At 38.2% G+C, this 17,435-nt stretch carries 14 protein-coding genes and 1 tRNA gene; 7 read left to right on the forward strand and 8 right to left on the reverse strand.

The window, feature by feature from the left end:
• Window positions 1–209: 209 nt before the first annotated feature.
• Complete coding sequence (locus Q9M50_14705; protein ID MDQ7091864.1) at window positions 210–689, reverse strand: hypothetical protein; 480 nt, start codon at window positions 687–689, stop codon at window positions 210–212.
• A gap of 538 nt (window positions 690–1,227) precedes the next feature.
• On the opposite strand from Q9M50_14705, the gene Q9M50_14710 reads away from it, so the two are divergent.
• The 4 genes from Q9M50_14710 to Q9M50_14725 all read left to right on the forward strand — a co-directional run bounded on the left by Q9M50_14710 (window position 1,228) and on the right by Q9M50_14725 (window position 3,850).
• Complete coding sequence (locus tag Q9M50_14710) at window positions 1,228–1,356, forward strand: hypothetical protein (GenBank protein ID MDQ7091865.1); 129 nt, start codon at window positions 1,228–1,230, stop codon at window positions 1,354–1,356.
• 132 nt (window positions 1,357–1,488) lie between these two features.
• On the forward strand, window positions 1,489–3,393 hold the full coding sequence (locus tag Q9M50_14715; protein MDQ7091866.1) for a DCC1-like thiol-disulfide oxidoreductase family protein: 1,905 nt from the start codon (window positions 1,489–1,491) through the stop codon (window positions 3,391–3,393).
• Between the two features lie 104 nt (window positions 3,394–3,497).
• Window positions 3,498–3,620 (forward strand): hypothetical protein, encoded by a 123-nt coding sequence (locus tag Q9M50_14720; protein MDQ7091867.1) that lies wholly within the window; start codon window positions 3,498–3,500, stop codon window positions 3,618–3,620.
• 154 nt (window positions 3,621–3,774) lie between these two features.
• Window positions 3,775–3,850, forward strand: a tRNA-Thr gene (locus tag Q9M50_14725).
• A gap of 140 nt (window positions 3,851–3,990) precedes the next feature.
• On the opposite strand, the gene Q9M50_14730 is transcribed toward Q9M50_14725, so the two are convergent.
• On the reverse strand, window positions 3,991–5,343 hold the full coding sequence (locus tag Q9M50_14730; protein MDQ7091868.1) for an ATP-binding protein: 1,353 nt from the start codon (window positions 5,341–5,343) through the stop codon (window positions 3,991–3,993).
• Between the two features lie 186 nt (window positions 5,344–5,529).
• Here Q9M50_14730 and ttcA point away from each other — a divergent pair, with 186 nt between their 5' ends.
• The 3 genes from ttcA (at window position 5,530) to Q9M50_14745 (ending at window position 9,298) form a co-directional block, all read left to right on the forward strand.
• A complete protein-coding gene (ttcA, locus tag Q9M50_14735; GenBank protein MDQ7091869.1) occupies window positions 5,530–6,375 on the forward strand; it encodes a tRNA 2-thiocytidine(32) synthetase TtcA in 846 nt (281 codons plus the stop codon).
• A 97-nt stretch (window positions 6,376–6,472) separates the two neighbouring features.
• On the forward strand, window positions 6,473–8,575 hold the full coding sequence (locus tag Q9M50_14740; GenBank protein MDQ7091870.1) for a YgiQ family radical SAM protein: 2,103 nt from the start codon (window positions 6,473–6,475) through the stop codon (window positions 8,573–8,575).
• Window positions 8,576–8,695: 120 nt separating this feature from the next.
• Entirely contained in the window at window positions 8,696–9,298 is a 603-nt protein-coding gene (locus Q9M50_14745) for a glutathione S-transferase N-terminal domain-containing protein (GenBank protein MDQ7091871.1), read from the forward strand.
• An 81-nt stretch (window positions 9,299–9,379) separates the two neighbouring features.
• On the opposite strand, the gene Q9M50_14750 is transcribed toward Q9M50_14745, so the two are convergent.
• From Q9M50_14750 to hemA, 6 genes are all read right to left on the reverse strand, one after another.
• Window positions 9,380–12,118, reverse strand: a complete 2,739-nt coding sequence (locus tag Q9M50_14750) for an Hsp70 family protein (GenBank protein ID MDQ7091872.1) — start codon at window positions 12,116–12,118, stop codon at window positions 9,380–9,382.
• Window positions 12,119–12,176: 58 nt separating this feature from the next.
• Window positions 12,177–13,259, reverse strand: coding sequence for a TRAP transporter substrate-binding protein (locus Q9M50_14755; protein ID MDQ7091873.1), 1,083 nt, complete (start codon window positions 13,257–13,259; stop codon window positions 12,177–12,179).
• A 365-nt stretch (window positions 13,260–13,624) separates the two neighbouring features.
• Window positions 13,625–13,987 carry an STAS/SEC14 domain-containing protein gene (locus tag Q9M50_14760; GenBank protein MDQ7091874.1) on the reverse strand — a complete coding sequence of 121 codons (363 nt, stop codon included), beginning with the start codon at window positions 13,985–13,987 and terminating at the stop codon, window positions 13,625–13,627.
• A gap of 124 nt (window positions 13,988–14,111) precedes the next feature.
• A complete protein-coding gene (gene prmC, locus Q9M50_14765; GenBank protein ID MDQ7091875.1) occupies window positions 14,112–14,957 on the reverse strand; it encodes a peptide chain release factor N(5)-glutamine methyltransferase in 846 nt (281 codons plus the stop codon).
• Window positions 14,957–16,042, reverse strand: coding sequence for a peptide chain release factor 1 (gene prfA / locus Q9M50_14770; protein MDQ7091876.1), 1,086 nt, complete (start codon window positions 16,040–16,042; stop codon window positions 14,957–14,959). Before prfA ends, prmC begins: the two co-directional genes overlap by 1 nt.
• 2 nt (window positions 16,043–16,044) lie before the next feature.
• On the reverse strand, window positions 16,045–17,298 hold the full coding sequence (gene hemA / locus Q9M50_14775; protein MDQ7091877.1) for a glutamyl-tRNA reductase: 1,254 nt from the start codon (window positions 17,296–17,298) through the stop codon (window positions 16,045–16,047).
• Window positions 17,299–17,435 lie beyond the last annotated feature (137 nt).

Raw genomic sequence — 17,435 nt, forward strand, 5'->3', positions numbered from 1 at the left:
TAAAGCTTATTTATTATTTTTAATAATTTAATTTAAAGTTTATTTATTAGGCTGTATCAACTGATTGTGAGTGTTATCAAGTATATATAAGCAATTGATTTTAATATATTTTATTTAGAAGAACAAGTCTATTGTTAATTTTATCACGAGTTCTTAAGCAAAAAAGCCCAAGCTAAACACTTGGGCTTTGAATTTAAAAAAATAATCACTTATTCTTTTGTATCTTCATTTTCAGATGGAGGGACTTTCACTGCCGCCTCGTCACTGATTTTAAAACTATCACCAATACCCACAAATGTTTCTTTAATACCACCAAATAAAGACATAAACCCAAAAGGTTGTTTTAACATAACCAATAATCTAAGTACCGCAATGACGAAAAAAGAAACCATGAACGGTAATAACTCAAATATAATACCAATTAAAGTTCCGCCTGTTCCTGATTGCAGTCCTGCTGTATCACTATTATCTCTTGAATTAAGACCGCCTGCATTATCATATTCAGTACTTACGTCACCATCAAAAATTTCAATAATCATTGCATTGAAATAAATCATAATCGTTTGTACGACTAAAAATAAGACCACACTTCCTGCAACCCAATAAAATGTGTTACCTGTTTTTGCATCCCTTGCCGTTCTAAAAATCCATATCGCTATCAAAATAGAGATTATTCCACCAAAAACCATTTTCTTTACCTCTTGTTATTTTTGTTATAAAAATATATCAATCTAAAGCACCTAAATTAAAATAAGTACCCCTACTAAACGTTTAAAATAATCTGTAGACACACTACTAAATCTACTCACACTATTGAATTTTCAACGGTTACCTCTGTAAAGTTAAACAAAGTTACGCTAAATTTTAATGTGTGTTTTTTGGGTGGACTGTATTTATACGCCCCCTATTTGTTTAACACATAGTCATAGAGCCTAATTCTTAACTCTCTTATCTTAAACGCTAAGTTTAATCTACGTACGCCCATTTAACAAACACTTATATTGCGATGATTCAGAATTGAAAGTATAAAGCTTAAAAAATGCTGCGAAAAGATAGGTTATCCCTTACTATTTTTTATTTTAAAAATGCTTTAAATCTATATATACAGTAAGGTTTTAGTGTAATTTAACTTGACATTAGGACTCTCTAAAGTAACATAAGCCCTTCGAGTGCCAATAAAATGGCGCATTTATTCATATTACAACAAAAATATAAGGTAGGACACTCATGGGAGCGATCTTAGACATAACAGAAATGTTAAAAGAGCCAGAAGGTATGGTCGGAGCACTTGTCGTTATTACCGCAGGCTATTTCTTCGTAAAGTGGGTCTTTGCAGAGCCAGAAGAAGAAGAGTAAGATCTAGCTTTTTCGAGCTATATCGAGACCGTTGTCAATATATTATTGGTAACGGTCTTTATTTTAAAGATTCTATCCTTTTCCTAAATACCCTATAATTTATAATTTTCTCCAGCGCGTTAGCGATAGAAAATGTATAAATTATTGTTCTCCAAACTCCTTAAAACACACCAAACTAATGCCCCAGCTTCTGGGATTGGTCTATTTCGACTTTTATTTGGTCTTGTCACCCTCCAAGAAATCCTTTTTTTATTATATTTCAATCATTTAATTTTTGACCCTATTCCCTATATAGACGTTGAATTTCCAATGATTCCTTTCTTTTTATGTCTTTGGGCTATTATTGCTAGTTTTATTATCATTGGCTATCGTTGCCAATTTTCGATCATTACTAACTATATTTTTTGGGTGATATTTGTACATTTCACCCCAATGCAACGTGATTTTGATGGCGGTTTTGATCTGTTTATGATTGGGGCAAATTTCTTTTTGATTTTTATGCCACTTGATAAAGCCTTTGCCATTGACTCCTTACGCCAAAAATTACAAACGCCTTTTGTTCATTATTCAAACTATAAAAAACCCGTTGTCAGTGCGTTAGCTTATTATTTACCCATTATTATCTGTTTGGGGTTTTTATACGTTGATTCGGCTATTCATAAACTATTTGCAGAACATTGGCGCAATGGCTTAGGCGCGTGGCTGCCCTCATCCTTGCCTTATTACGTTTCTGCCCTTAACATGTCATGGTTACTTAATATTGAATGGCTACAAAAAACGATTGGCTATACGATCCTTGTTTTTCAATTTAGTTTTATTTTTTTATTTTCATTTAAAAAGCTACGACTCCTTTATTTTTTAATCGGTTTCGGTTTACACTTTGGGATCACCCTTAGTTTCAATATCTACCCGTTTGGGTTAGGTATGCTCATTTTTTACGTCCTAGTCCTCCCTTTTTCCTATTATCGACACATCGCAGAATGGCTCCAATCAAAACAACCGTCCTTACAGGTTTTTTATGATGAGCAATGCCCTTTGTGCAATCGAACTATTTTAATTTTGAATCATTTTGATCTTTTAAATACGATTGATTTTAAGGGGGCGCAAAGTTTTGCAGCTCACTGTTCCGCACTGGACTCCATCGACTCAAAAACACTATTAACCGATCTTTATGCGGTTGATAATAACAATCAACGGTATGCAGGGGTTGCAACGTATGCTCAAATTTTTATTCACATGCGATATTTATGCGGCTTAGGTTACTTACTTAAACAGCCTCACGTTTTTAAAATAGCCCATAAAAAATACCGTCAAATTGCAGATTCTCGCTTAAGAGTTCGCTGTGATGAAACATGTGAAATCCCTTTAACAACGATAACGCCCATGCTTTATGATCGTTTGTTTAGTGTCGATGATTTACGATTGTTAAAAAAACGCCTTCGTGTGGTCACCAAAGTATTAATTATTCTGTTTATTTTGCAACTTAACAGTTCAATTCATTATGGGTTACTTTATCGCTTTAACGTTGATCTTAAAAAATCCCCGATAACCCATACCTTAGCGGGTATTAGTAACTCGTTAATTATGATTAGTCAGAGTTTTGTTGGTATCACCCCCCACGCACTCTATCTACATGACCATTTTGAGGGCTATAATCATATTTTGGCGATTACCTACCTAGATGAGAAAGGGAACGAACACTGGCTACCCTTTGTAACGCCAGAAGGCCGATTAGCCGCGCCTAATTGGGGGCGAGTCCATTCTATGTGGGCAAACATCGCAATAACCCCCAATATAGACCGTCAACGCTTGCATAAATTTATTATGAAAGTCACCGCTTTCTGGGGAGTAAAATCTGAACTTGAGCTGAATACGGTTGTTTTTAATCTTAAATTAAAAAAAATACAAGCCCCTTCTATTTGGGTTAAGAACTTATTAAACAATAATTTATCGGGGAAATGGAAAACAATAGGAACGGCTAAATGGCATCAAGGAGAGATTAAAATAACAGCACCTAAAGACATCAATTCACTTTAAAATTAATTTTATGATTGCATCTTTCCCATCAGCCATGATATAAATTACCCTGTGCTTAACACAGTACATTTAATAATAAATATAAAAACCTTTTGGAGAACATTATGAAAAAAGTATTATCGCTCTTAGCAATGACATTAATGATTGTTGGTTTATCAGGATGTATGGATGACCCAGATGGCTCAAAACAAAAAGTTTCTAGCTCAACATCTTCTATTCAGCTCTAAGTTGTAGTGTTAGAAAAGGGCTTGGTAGCTTTGGTTATCAAGCCCTTTTTTATGGAATTTTATTTTTAAAAGAACCTTAAAAATAAAGTTATTTTAAAAATAAATAAAAAAACACTTTTCAAATGAAAAAAAATCAGTATAATGGTCAATCTTTGCTGATGTAGCTCAGTTGGTAGAGCAGTTGATTTGTAATCAACCGGTCGCGGGTTCGAGTCCCATCATCAGCTCCATAATTTAAAAGGCTTAGCAATTTTTTTGCTAAGCCTTTTTTATTGCCTGTCATAAAATGATTTTACTCATTTATTTTCAAACAAAGCGTGATTATTCTCATTTAAAATAAGTCGTTTAAAGCGATCTCAGCCCAATGAAACTAAGGAAAATAAACTTGCCACCTCACCCCCCCTAAAGAGTCACTCCTTCCGCCTAATAACTCTCCCCCCAATAATTCAATTAACTCATAAACAACCGCCATTCCTATTCCATGACCATCAATATTCTCATCGGCTCTCACCCCTCTTTTTAAAATTTCAGAAAGCTTATCTTCGGCAATACCACAGCCATCATCTTCAATTTGCAATAAAAAAGAATAGTCTTGTGTTAACCTTTTATTTAAAGAAAATAAGCGAATCTTAATACGTCCCTGACACCATTTAGCTGAATTATCTAATAAATTTCCTGCAATTTCATACATATCGCCCTCTTCACAATAAACCTGTTGTGAGCCACTAACTTCAAATTCAAAACTAATTTTTTTATCAAAATAAACTTTATCTAAAGAAGTGACAATTTTTTTAACAATACTATGGGTATTAATCGCCCCTGTTAATTTTTTTTGTCCTTTAGCAGCAGCTTTTTGTAATTGATATTCAATAATGTCATTCATTCTTGAAATTTGAAATTGCATGACTTTTTTAGGCAAATTATTTGTTTCCACACTACTGTTTAAAATGGCCAACGGCGTTTTTAAGCTGTGTGATAAATCAGCTAATGTATTACGATAACGCTCTAAATGCGCTCGTTCATTCGTAATAAAAACATTTAAATTATAGGTTAACCCTGATAATTCTTCTGGATAGTAACCATCTAGGCTATTTTTTTCCCCCGCTTCAATAGCCGCTAAATCGCTCACAATGCGTCTAAGTGGTTTTAATCCCCAGTGTAGAACGGTAAATTGAATTAAAACCAACACTAAACCGACTGAAAAAAACCAGACTCTAAGTGTTGAGCGAAAACGTTCAATTTGATGGCTCACAAAAAAACCATCCTCTGCAATCGAAATAACATATTTTCTAGGAAGCCCCTGTTTTTTCTCCCAAATAAATCCATAATGCAAGACAAAGCGTTGTTGTTTATCTTCTAAAAAAACAGCTTCACCGGCACTAAAATCCGTTAATGGCATAACATCAACAGCAATAGCTGATTTTGATTTCCAAATTAATTTATGGCTAGAGCGTCGTATGACAGCATAAAGACCTGAACTGGGGTTTGATAATCGAGATTCTTGGAGATGTTGCGGCATTTTTAACTTTCCAGAAGGACTCATTTCTGCAACCGATAACAAGGCATAAACTTGAATTTGTAATTTTTCCTTTAAGGTTTGTTCAGCACTATTACGAAATCCCCGTTCTAAAACGAGTAAGGCAAGTATAAAAAAAGCCGCCATTACCAAACCCGTCGAAAAGAGCAGTCGAAAACTCAATGTATTGAATTTTAAGGTAATCATAAGGGTTATAAATTTATTTTTTAGCAGAGGCGGGACTTTAATCTGAGGACATTGACTAAAAAACTGAGTAAATAAAGGGTATTTAAATTTCAATTGATTTCCAATTAATTTTGATCGTGATTGTTAAGTCAAATGAGATGACTGTGTTATTCTTAACCGCTTGTCTTTACTATCTTTGTTTTATTTATGCCCCACTCTGCTAAAAAATCCCGCCTTGAACTTAATAAATTACAAAAACGGTTACGTCATCAAGTCGGTAGTGCCATTGCTGATTACAGCATGATCGAAGCGGGTGATAAAGTCATGGTCTGTTTATCAGGCGGAAAAGATTCCTATACCTTATTAGAAATTCTTTTAAATTTACAAAAAACCGCTCCGATTGATTTTGATATTGTCGCGGTAAATTTAGATCAAAAGCAACCTGATTTTCCTGAACAGGTTCTTCCTGATTATTTAAAATCGCTGTCCGTGCCTTATCATATTATAGAATACGATACCTATAGCATTGTAAAACGTATTATCCCTGAAGGAAAAACAACGTGTAGTCTTTGTTCGCGTTTACGTCGGGGGAGTTTATATGGCTATGCGGCTGAAAATAACGTGACTAAAATTGCACTAGGGCATCATCGGGATGATATTTTAGAAACTTTTTTCCTTAATATTTTTTATGGTGGAAAATTAAAAGCAATGCCGCCTAAATTATTAAGTGATGATAAAAAAAATATCGTTATTCGTCCCTTAGCCTATTGCCGTGAAAAGGATATTGAGCGTTTTTCATCGTATAAAGACTTCCCTATTATTCCTTGTAACTTATGTGGTTCACAAGCTAATCTACAACGTCAAGCGATGAAAGTGATGCTCAATCAATGGGACAAACAATTTCCAGGTCGTTTGGAATCTATATTTGGCAGTTTACAAAACATTGCCCCCTCACAATTAGCCGATCGTGATTTATTTGATTTCACGGGGTTAAAAACAGGTCAAGATTATGAGGCTTCTGACTCCCTAGGCTTGGACATTTTGGAACAATAAAGATGAAACTAACCCCCCAACACAATAAAGACACCCCCTTTAAAACCCCTTCTCTCACCATTCAAAAACAGCTTACTCAAACAGGGCCTATCTTATGATGACCAAGGTTAAAAATATATTTAGTTACCGAAAATACTGGGCGCAGCGATTGGGGACGGCTTCTGAATTACCCATGAGTCGTGATGAAATGGATCAATTAGGCTGGGATGAATGTGATGTTATTTTAGTCACAGGCGATGCCTATATTGATCATCCTAGTTTTGGAATGGCCTTAATTGGGCGTTTATTAGAAGCACAAGGCTTTAGAGTTGGTATTATTTCTCAACCTGATTGGAAAAGTGCGGAGGATTTTAAACAACTGGGCTGTCCTAAGTTATTTTTTGGGGTCACAGGGGGAAATATGGATTCAATGGTGAATCGTTATACCGCTGATAAAAAAATTCGCTCTAATGATGCTTATACTCAAAATGGCGAAGGTGGGAAACGTCCTGATCGGGCGGTGAATGTTTATTCACACCGTTGTCGAGAAGCCTATAAAAATGTACCTATTATTATCGGCGGCATTGAGGCCAGTTTACGTCGTATTGCCCATTATGATTATTGGTCTGATAATGTACGTAAATCGGTCTTAATGGATTCTAAAGCCGATTTATTAGTTTATGGGAATGCAGAACGTCAAATTGTTGAACTGGCTCAACGGCTAGGGAAAGGTGAAAAAATAACGGATTTAAAGGGGATTCGTGGCACGGTTCATTTTGTTAAACAAGTCCCTGTTGGCTGGCTCACTAAAGACTCCACAGAAATTGATAAACCTGCAAAAATTAATCCGCCTATAGACCCTTATCAAGCAGAACCCAGTTGTGACACTAAGCCCGATAAGTCGGCTAACAATGAACAGGTGATTTATTTTTCAAAACAAATAACGCCCGATAAGCGAGATAAAACCGTTATTCGTTTACCTGCCTACGAAGCCTTAAAAAATGATGCTATTTTATATGCCCATGCGTCACGCGTTATGCATGGCGAAACAAACCCAGGTAACGCCTTACCGCTCATTCAACAGCATGGTTCACGACATATTTGGGTAAACCCGCCACCGATTCCACTGTCCACGGAAGAAATGGATGGGGTATTTGATTTACCGTACTCTCGCTTGCCGCATAGTCATTATCAAAAAGCGAATATTCCCGCCTTTGAAATGATTCAGCATTCCGTTAATATTATGCGAGGCTGTTTTGGAGGCTGTACCTTTTGCTCAATCACGGAACATGAAGGGCGAATTATTCAAAGTCGTTCAGAAGATTCAATTATTAAAGAAATTGAGGCTATTCGTGATACCTCCCCTAATTTCACAGGCCATATTTCGGATTTAGGGGGGCCAACAGCAAATATGTATCGCCTTGCCTGTAAAGATCCCAAAATAGAAGCCTCTTGTCGTAAGCCTTCCTGTGTTTATCCAGGCATTTGTTCTAATTTAAATACCGATCACGCGCCGTTAATTAAACTTTATCAACGCGCTCGTAAATTAAAAGGGATTAAAAAAATATTTATTGCCTCGGGTTTGCGTTATGATTTAGCGGTTGAGTCACCTGAATACATAAAAGAACTCGTCACCCATCATGTCGGCGGGTATTTAAAAATTGCGCCCGAACATACCGAATCAGAGCCTTTATCAAAAATGATGAAGCCAGGAATGGGGACTTATGATCGTTTTAAAACCCTTTTTGATAAATTTTCAAACGAAGCCAATAAAGAACAGTATTTGATTCCTTATTTTATTGCCGCTCATCCTGGGACAAGCGATAAAGACATGATGAATTTAGCGTTATGGTTAAAGCGTCATGGGTTTAAGGCCGATCAAGTTCAGGCTTTTTTACCCTCACCGATGTCAATTGCAACCGCAATGTATCATTCAGGTAAAGATACCTTACATAAAATTAACCGCACACAGGGAAATATTAATATTCCCAAGGGAATCAAACAACGGCGGCTGCATAAAGCGTTTCTACGTTATCATGATCCTGAAAACTGGCCTTTATTGCGTGAGGCGTTAAAATCAATGGGAAAGGCGAATTTAATTGGGAATGGAAAACACCATCTTGTGCCTTCTTTTCAACCGAAAGGAACCTTTAAAAAACAAAAGCTCAATACACGCCGCGCTTTAAAACCTAAACGCTTTAAAACGAAGCATGTTAGATAAACGTCATCTCATCTAAGGTCGCTTAGCGTGTTAAAAATTAATAATCCGCATTAGCTTCTGCTAATGTTTTTACTGACAAACTGAATGGTTTGTTATAACTCTTACTCTTCGGAGAAAATAATGATTGATTTCTATACTTCCGCAACGTGGAATGGTAAACGCGCCGCCATCATGTTGGAAGAAACAGGGCTTGAGTATCAAGTCCATAAAATTGACTTAGCCCAAGGCGAACAGAAAAAAGCGAGTTATTTAGAAATTAACCCTTCAGGCCGGATTCCTGCTATTGTGGATAATGAGGAAGGCGAAGGCTTAATTGTGACTCAATCTGCGGCAATTTTACTTTATTTAGCTGAAAAAAGTGGGAAATTTTTACCGCAAGAAACAGCGGCTAGAGCAAAAGTAATGGAATGGTTATTTTTTCATGCGACTGATATTTCACCCACGATGTTTGATAGCTTTTTCTTAAGCAAGCGTTGTGATCCTGTTCAACCAGCCGCGGCACAATTTTTAAATCAACGTATTTTTGAATTGTATAAAAACTTTGATGTTCAATTAGCTGATAATGAATTTATTGCAGGGGCTGATTACAGTATCGCCGACATCGCTATTTTTCCAACAATTAACGACTTAACGTTGCTTGAAAGCTACCCTAACCTGAAACGCTGGCATACGCTGGTGAGCCAACGGGCTGCGGTTCAAAAAGGCATGAGTATTCCTGCGTAAATTAAAAAATAGGGGGCATAAACAAAGTGCCATGCCCCCTACTTTTTAATTACGTTAAACCCAACTAAAAACACAAAGCCGTTATAATAACTTTAACCCAGGTGGCAACGCTTCACCAAAAATTTGTTTCTCTTCTTTTTCATCCAACTGTTTAAACTCCTCAACCATTGAAACCCATGAAACAGGGGCTTTACTTGATTTCAGTTGAGCAATCACTTTAGCGCGTAAATCATCATCAATATCTCTGACCCGATCACCACTTTTTCGACTGATTAAAGTGGCGGCAAAACTTGCTTGTGGATTTTTTTTCCAATCTTGTTGCATCAGTTGAATTAACCATGCGGCGGCTGTTGCCGAGGAAATAACATTATGGCTACTCCCATGAAAAGGAATACGCGACCCCATACGACCCAAAGCCCACCATGTTTGTCGGGGTTCACTGCCTTTTTGTAATCGCTTTAAAAACCATTCACCTGCTTGCGTTTTTTTATCCACGGGTAAGCGTTCTAAGACCGCCGCAAGTCTCACCATATCTTCATAACTACGTTTTTTCAGTTGTTTTTCAATCCCTCCCTGTCGAGCGGAGGCAGGATTTAAAAACCGACTCAAATCATTAAAAATAGTCGCTTGGGCTTCTTCTGATAACCCACCTGAAATACGTCGCCATAAGGTCCACCATTCACTCCAATTTTGAGATTCATTAACAAATTGAAGGCCTTGGGGATAGATCTTCCAAACTTGTTCCACACGCCAATCATCCAGCGGCACACCAAAACCAGGACGTAAACAAAAGCCGATTAAACTTAACCACACTCGTTCATGATTTTCTGAACGCCGACGGTATTTAACGCCCTCTAAGAGACAACTAAAAAAAGCACGAAGTAAGGGAGTATTCCATTCATTACGCGACAAATTAAGTTGTTTTTCTAACTCGACGCGTAAACTTTTAACCGCCTTCGGATTAATTTGTTTCGAACGCGTTCCAAAAACAGCCCGAATTTTTTCTTCAGCTTCAAAGTAATGAGCCGGTAATTCAGTCTGAGAGGATTTTTTAGATTTTTTACGAATTTGAAATTCAACATCCCAGCATTGACTGTTATCTGCGGTGGAAATACATTGAATTTTTAGGGTACCTACTTCCGTTTGAGTGGCAACCAGCTCGACATTCATTTCAACATTAGAATGACTAAGATCATCAAAAGCGACTGCTAAGGGGGGTAATGAATGAAAATAATCGTTATCAATATCCGTGACATCCCCTGCTTTATAGGCTTTATCCCCTGTTGTTGAGGCAAGGTGAAACTGGACGGGTTGACCTAAGCGTAATGCAAACTCTCTATGTTCAAGCTTAATTTCATCCCCCTCTTCACTACCGCGAGGTAAGATACAAATACCTTGTTGTTTATCCCCTGTCTCGGTATCCACCCGTAAAAAATAACTTCGAGCGGCCCCGCCCCCAATTTTAATTTTTTTATCACGGCGTGCAATGGCGTAACTGACTGCGCCAAAAGCAACGGATAATTCAGGGTGTTTATTTTCTAAGAGTATCGGTTTTTTATCTTTCCATGACGTTAATAATTCAACAACACGCTGGGTAATCGGTTGACTACGAAAAACACCGCCATTAAGCAGCAAGGCATCAGGTACATAATCTTCTGTCGCTAACGCCTCCTTAGCCGCTTGACAATGAAGCTTTAAAAAGGCAGCAATATGTTTACTGACCGCAGGTTCTGCGGCATAAGGCAGTCCAAATTCAACAACACCACTGCGCTTTCTATCGGGCAAATCCTTTAACGCCGACAGAGGGAAAAATCCATCTAAGGCAATCGCTTTAACTTCTTCACGTTCTAATTTTGCAGACCGTGATCCTCCGATTAAACGGGACCCGCCGCCTAATAACGTAACACTAAATGATTCAGGGGCATCATCGGCTAATAATTTTTCTTTCGCTAAACGACATTGCTCTAATAGTTGAGATAAATCGGCGGCTGAAAGCTTTTTATCCGTGGCGACTAAACGACTTTCGGCCAAATGAGCTAAGGCTAAATCAATATTATCGCCTCCGAGCATTAAGTGATCGCCCACTCCAATACGGGTTAATTTAGGTTCATTTTCACCCTTCTCTACTTTAATTAACGTTAAATCCGTTGTTCCCCCGCCGACATCACAAACTAATAATAAATGGACTTTTTTTAATGCCTGTTGAAGATCCGAGCTATGGCGACGTAACCAATCGTAGCAAACCGCTTGAGGTTCTTCTAAAAGGCGAATGTTATGTAAACCTGCACTGTGAGCCGCTTCCACCGTCAACGAACGAGCGATTTCATCAAAAGACGCAGGAACGGTAATTACAATAGATTGGTCTTCTAAAGGCGCGTGGGGAAATTTATGCCGCCAAACACTTCGAATATGAGCCAAATAACTCGCACTCGCGTTTAAAGGCGAGACTTTAGGGGTTTCTTCATCACTTCCCCACGGTAAAATTTCGGCGGTATGATCCACAGAAGGGTGTGATAACCAACTTTTTGCACTGGTGACAAAGCGACCTTGTGTTTTTGCACCCAATAAACGAGCCGCCTCACCAATAATCGCCTCTTCACCTGCGGGTGAAAAACTAATATCACTGGCGGATAACTCCCCTTTTGCAGGATGATAACGAACGGAAGGCAGAAGTTTCTTAGCATCAACTTGCCCTAAAGCAACAAGTTGTTCAATTTCAAAGATATGAATGTCTTTAGACGATTTAGTCGCTTGAGTATAGGCAACGACAGTATGTGTTGTGCCGAGGTCTATACCCACTAGATATTGAAAGGAGGACATGATTTTTTGTAAATAAGGCGTAAAATATGGATTTAGGAGTAAAGATTAAAACAATCCGTTATAAGTCGCGTGATTGAAAAGAAGCCTGCTCAGAAATTTTACTCCATTTAGAAACCTGAGTTTGAAACTGACTCACTGAGGTATAGATTTTTTTCGATAACGGGTCTTTTGCGGCCAATTCTAAAACCACCTCTTCAGACAACGCTTTTAAATTTTTCAAAACCGCCTTCGGTAATGGCAAAACCTTGATTTTATGTTTATTAATTAACGTATCTAAGGCTTGATAATTACGTGCGGTGTATTCTGAAAGCATATCTATATTAGCGGCTTTACACGCCACTAACACTATTTGTTGTAAATCTTTAGGCAGCGTTAGAAAGGCTTTTTCATTCATCATCGCTTCAATCGTTGAACTGGGTTCGTGCCAACCAGGATAATAATAATATTTTGCCGCCTTATGAAAACCAAAGGCTAAATCATTATAAGGCCCCACCCATTCGGCCGCATCTAATGTCCCTGATTGTAACGCGGTAAATAATTCCCCACCTGGAATATTAACGGTCGTTCCACCTGCACGGCGTAAGACTTCACCCCCCAAGCTAGGCATTCGCATTTTTAGACCTTTTAAATCCTCCATTGTCTTAATTTCACGGTTAAACCAGCCCGCCATTTGAGCGCCTGTATTACCTGTTGCCGCTGGAATAATACCAAAAGGTTTATAAGCTTCGCGCCATAATTCCATACCGCCGCCATAATACAGCCAAGCATTCATTTCTTGGGCATTTAAACCAAAAGGCATCCCTGAGAAAAACTGAACCGCTTCTGATTTACCTTTCCAATAATAAGCCCCCGCATGACCCATTTCAGCCGTTCCACTCGAAACCGCATCAAAGACTTCAAAGGCGGGAACCAGTTCGTTTGCCCCATAAACTTTGATAGAAATGCGTCCATTACTCATTTCCGTAATCATTTTGGCTAATAAATTAGCATTGGTTCCTAAACCTGGAAAGTTTTTAGGCCAAGCCGTGACCATTTTCCATTTAAATTCCGCTTTAGCCTCAGCAATGGATGGTACAAGTAAGTTTGCGCTTGTTGCTAACCCACCAAGACTCGCTGTTTTGATAAAATCCCGTCGTTTCATACGATACTCCCTTAAAAGTAAAATTTAATGCACGTCATAGACTATTTTTATTATTTAGCCGCTCTATTTATTTTTTCACATTCCCCTAAAAATTAGGTCTAAAATAAATTTAGTTTTTAAAAAGCTGTTTTTTCTATGATTAAGTGACGCCCTTCATTTTTTGGTTTACAGTTTAAATCGGCTACCAACTTAAGGTTAAGCCTCGCTCCATAGTGTCTCGTCATAGGTTCGTAGCCTTTAAATCGGAACCCAGTCGCGTTAGCTGTTGGCGAGTTACGAAAATAGTTAACGCGGCTTTACTCCGCATTATTTTTTAAGAATAATGTGTAAACTACTTTTGAACTAAATGAAGAATGCCAGTTAAGTTAGTCTTTAGCCCATTCAATGGCGGTCTTAAGTTCCGTCTCACCATACAGCTTAACGACCCCTGAAATTAAGCAGGCGGCCATTTTAACAAGCCCTCTAATCCATCGTTGATTACCTACAATCGCAATTTTATCAAACTCATTTTTATGTTGAAAACCAAACTTAGCATCCAACCACATTGCGCCTAATTCCCAACCCTGAAAATCGGAAGGTAAATAAACGACCGTGCTGATTTTTTTATGTGTTTGTAGGTGTTGTTCAAACCGTGGAATTAAAATTTCTTTATAATCTTGCGTCGTTACTTTTTCAGTCATCTGAATGACTAATAGATTATTCTCTGTCTCTGGCCTAATTTCTATCATTACTTTATCCTTTTAATCGTTAATAATTAACTTAAACCAAACTAACGAGTGCGTTGGATTCAAGGGCTAAATTAATAATAATTTAAGTAATACGGAATCAATATCATAGAATACAATGCTTACCTTAACCGCATTTTTTTTGTCCTGACGTGACCCTAGGTAAGTGCGATAAATCGGTATGTGTTTGAATGGATTCGTAAAAAAATTGTTGGAAAATACCCTGAACAGCCTTTTGTTGTTGGCTACCATGTTCACACATCAAGGTTCCGTTCGCCTTTAAATATGTTAAAGCCGATGCGGCAATGATTGAAAGATCATCCAAGCCATTATTTTTTGCAATTAACGCATGTTGGGGTTCAAAGCGTAAATCACCTTGCTGTAGATGAGGATCATTTTCAGCAATATATGGCGGATTACTGACAATTAAATCAAATAAGTTCGGTTTTATCGTATCAAACCATCGGCTTTGTTGAAAATAGAGATTACTTAAATGATAACGCTGGGCATTTTCTTTCGCTATTTTCAATGAGGCCAAACTAATGTCCGTTGCTATAACCGTAATATTAGGACGTTCTGCCGCCAAGGTAATGGCAATAACACCTGAACCTGTGCCTAAATCTAAGAGCTGATAGGGTCGATCCTCAGGAATCAACGCTAAACTCAGTTCAATGAGAAGCTCAGTATCAGGGCGGGGAATTAATACATCAGGCGTGACTTTAAATTCCCGTGACCAAAATTCCCGCTCGCCGATTAAATAGGCAATAGGAATGCCTTTAATACGTTGATTTAACATCTGTTCAAAATCAAAAATTTGAGCGTCATTTAATTTTTTTTCTGACCATGCACGTAAATAACACCGCTCTTTTTTAAGAACAAAGGCTAATAAAACCTCGGCATCCAATACCGCCGAGTCCGACGTTGCTTTAAGTTTTAATGTCGCTGTGGTTAATGCGCCATCAATACAGGGCATTAACTCTCACCTAATTGGGTTAATAGTTCGGCTTGATGCTCATGAATTAAAGGGCCAATAACTTGGTCTAACGCGCCTTGCATAATATCGTCTAATTTATACAAGGTTAAATTAATACGATGATCCGAAAGCCGCCCTTGAGGGTAGTTATAGGTACGAATTTTTTCAGAACGATCCCCTGAACCGACTTGTAATTTACGCTTTTCAGATTGTTCTGTATCCTGCTTTTCTTGTTCAGCCGCAAGTAATCGAGATTGCAATAACGCCATCGCTCGCGCACGGTTTTTATGTTGCGAGCGTTCATCTTGACACTCAACCACCACCCCTGTAGGTAAATGCGTTAACCGAATCGCCGAATCTGTTTTATTGACATGCTGCCCCCCAGAACCCGACGCTCTAAAAGTATCAACCCGCAAATCCCCTGAATTAATTTCAATGGCATCAATAGATTCTGCTTCAGGCATCACAGCGACCGTACAAGCAGACGTATGAACACGACCTTGCGATTCAGTTTCTGGGACACGTTGAACGCGATGGGTTCCTGATTCAAATTTAAATTGTGAATAAACATTTTGTCCTGAAATGCGTAAGACAATTTCTTTAAACCCGCCATGATCGCCTCGGTTTTCAGCAATAAGCTCTGTTTTCCAGCCTTGTTTTTCAACATAGCGTTGATACATTTTACTTAAATCACCTGAAAAAATAGCGGCTTCATCGCCGCCCGTACCTGCTCGAATTTCTAAATAAATATTGCGATTATCATTCGGGTCTTTAGGTAATAATAAAATTTGTAATTGTTGTTGCAGCCGTTCTTTTTCAGTTTCCGCGTCTTTTAATTCTTCTTTTGCCATTTCACGCATTTCAGGGTCATTATCTTGCGCCATTTCTTGCGCCCCTTCAATGGTTTCTTGATTCTCTTGATACTGTTGATAACACGTTACAATCGGTTCTAATTGGGCATATTCTTGACCCAACGCGCGAAATTTATTTTGATTGCTTTGTACTTCAGGTTGGGATAACAGTGCGGCAATTTCGCCAAAGCGTTCACTTAGATGGTCTAATTTGTGTTGAATTGATACTTTCATGATTAAGTTTGTAATTTAAAAATTTCTCTCGCCGCAGCAATTAAATCAGGACGCTCATTAATACCCGCCTCCCGAATTTGAATGCTGGGCGTATGAATTAATTTGTTGGTTAACCCGTGTGCGAGACGTTTTAAGACCTCTTCGGGAGCCAGTCCTTTATTCAACTGCGATAAAGACTTTTGTAACATTTCTTCACGAATAAGATCCGCTTGTGAACGGTAATCTTTAATCGTCGTTTGCGCCCCTTGTGAACGTAACCAACCCAAAAAATACTCGACCTGAGTATCAATAATTTCTTCGGCTTGTTCTGCTGCTTGCCGACGTGAATTCATATTCTCATCAATGGTATGTTGTAAATCATCAACGGTATATAAATAAACATCGTTCAGTTGGGAAACTTCGGCTTCAATATCGCGTGGAACCGCCAGATCAACCATAAAAATAGGTTTATGTTTACGTTTTTTTATCGCACTTTCTAATAAACCTTTACCGAGTATGGGGAGTTGACTCGCCGTTGATGACACCACAATATCCGCTTCAACTAAATGTTCAGGTAATTCGGAGAGCGCGATGGCATACCCATTAAATTGTGCGGCTAAACTATGGGCTTTATCATAAGTTCGATTAGCAATAATAATCCGACCAATACCTTGCTGGTGTAAATGTCGTGCGGTTAATTCAATCGTTTCACCCGCCCCAATTAAAAGCGCGGTTTGTTCGCTGAGTTTATCAAAAATTTGTTGAGCCAGTTGCACCGCCGCAAATGCGACCGAAACAGGACTTGAGCCTATTTCAGTATCGGTCCGTACTTTTTTTGCCGCAGAAAAGGTATGTTGAAATAACTTGCCTAAATGTTTACCTAGTGTACCTGCTTCATGCGCCGTATGGTAGGCCGTTTTCATTTGCCCTAAAATTTGAGGTTCACCTAACACCATCGAATCTAAGCCACATGCGACTCGAAAAATATGGCGAATAAGTTGATTCCCTTGGTAACTATAAAGATAGGGCGTAAAGTCTTCAGGATCTATTTGCCGACTATGGGCAATCCAATTAATGAGAACCGTTTCATCATTAACATCCGAGTCAAAATAAAATTCCGTTCGATTACAGGTTGATAAAATGGCCGCCTCAGTAATCGTTTTCGTTTGTAACAACTGTTGCAATGCCTGATTTAAAATTTCAGCAGGGAAAGCTAAACGTTCACGAATAGAAACAGGGGCGGTATTATAATTAATTCCTATAGCAATCAGGGTCATATAAAGAGGCGTAAGCTATCGTCAAGGGAAGTCTATTTTAAGGAATATCTGAACTTTATCAAAGAAGAATAAATCAACTATCTAGTTTAAGTTTTTTTTCTGCTACTCTATAGCGTACTTTCAATCGAAATTTAAGG

The sequence above is a fragment of the Methylococcales bacterium genome (assembly GCA_030949405.1).
Classification (GTDB): domain Bacteria; phylum Pseudomonadota; class Gammaproteobacteria; order Methylococcales; family Methylomonadaceae; genus WTBX01.

What these genes read in the sequence shown, in the direction of transcription:
- prfA (MDQ7091876.1), bottom strand. Translation starts at nt 16,042, where the DNA reads ATGAAAGTATCAATTCAACACAAATTAGACCATCTAAGTGAACGCTTT.
- Q9M50_14730 (MDQ7091868.1), bottom strand. Translation starts at nt 5,343, where the DNA reads ATGATTACCTTAAAATTCAATACATTGAGTTTTCGACTGCTCTTTTCG.
- hemA (MDQ7091877.1), bottom strand. Translation starts at nt 17,298, where the DNA reads ATGACCCTGATTGCTATAGGAATTAATTATAATACCGCCCCTGTTTCT.
- ttcA (MDQ7091869.1), top strand. Translation starts at nt 5,530, where the DNA reads ATGCCCCACTCTGCTAAAAAATCCCGCCTTGAACTTAATAAATTACAA.
- prmC (MDQ7091875.1), bottom strand. Translation starts at nt 14,957, where the DNA reads ATGCCCTGTATTGATGGCGCATTAACCACAGCGACATTAAAACTTAAA.
- Q9M50_14720 (MDQ7091867.1), top strand. Translation starts at nt 3,498, where the DNA reads ATGAAAAAAGTATTATCGCTCTTAGCAATGACATTAATGATTGTTGGT.
- Q9M50_14755 (MDQ7091873.1), bottom strand. Translation starts at nt 13,259, where the DNA reads ATGAAACGACGGGATTTTATCAAAACAGCGAGTCTTGGTGGGTTAGCA.
- Q9M50_14705 (MDQ7091864.1), bottom strand. Translation starts at nt 689, where the DNA reads ATGGTTTTTGGTGGAATAATCTCTATTTTGATAGCGATATGGATTTTT.
- Q9M50_14760 (MDQ7091874.1), bottom strand. Translation starts at nt 13,987, where the DNA reads ATGATAGAAATTAGGCCAGAGACAGAGAATAATCTATTAGTCATTCAG.
- Q9M50_14740 (MDQ7091870.1), top strand. Translation starts at nt 6,473, where the DNA reads ATGACCAAGGTTAAAAATATATTTAGTTACCGAAAATACTGGGCGCAG.
- Q9M50_14750 (MDQ7091872.1), bottom strand. Translation starts at nt 12,118, where the DNA reads ATGTCCTCCTTTCAATATCTAGTGGGTATAGACCTCGGCACAACACAT.
- Q9M50_14745 (MDQ7091871.1), top strand. Translation starts at nt 8,696, where the DNA reads ATGATTGATTTCTATACTTCCGCAACGTGGAATGGTAAACGCGCCGCC.
- Q9M50_14715 (MDQ7091866.1), top strand. Translation starts at nt 1,489, where the DNA reads ATGTATAAATTATTGTTCTCCAAACTCCTTAAAACACACCAAACTAAT.
- Q9M50_14710 (MDQ7091865.1), top strand. Translation starts at nt 1,228, where the DNA reads ATGGGAGCGATCTTAGACATAACAGAAATGTTAAAAGAGCCAGAAGGT.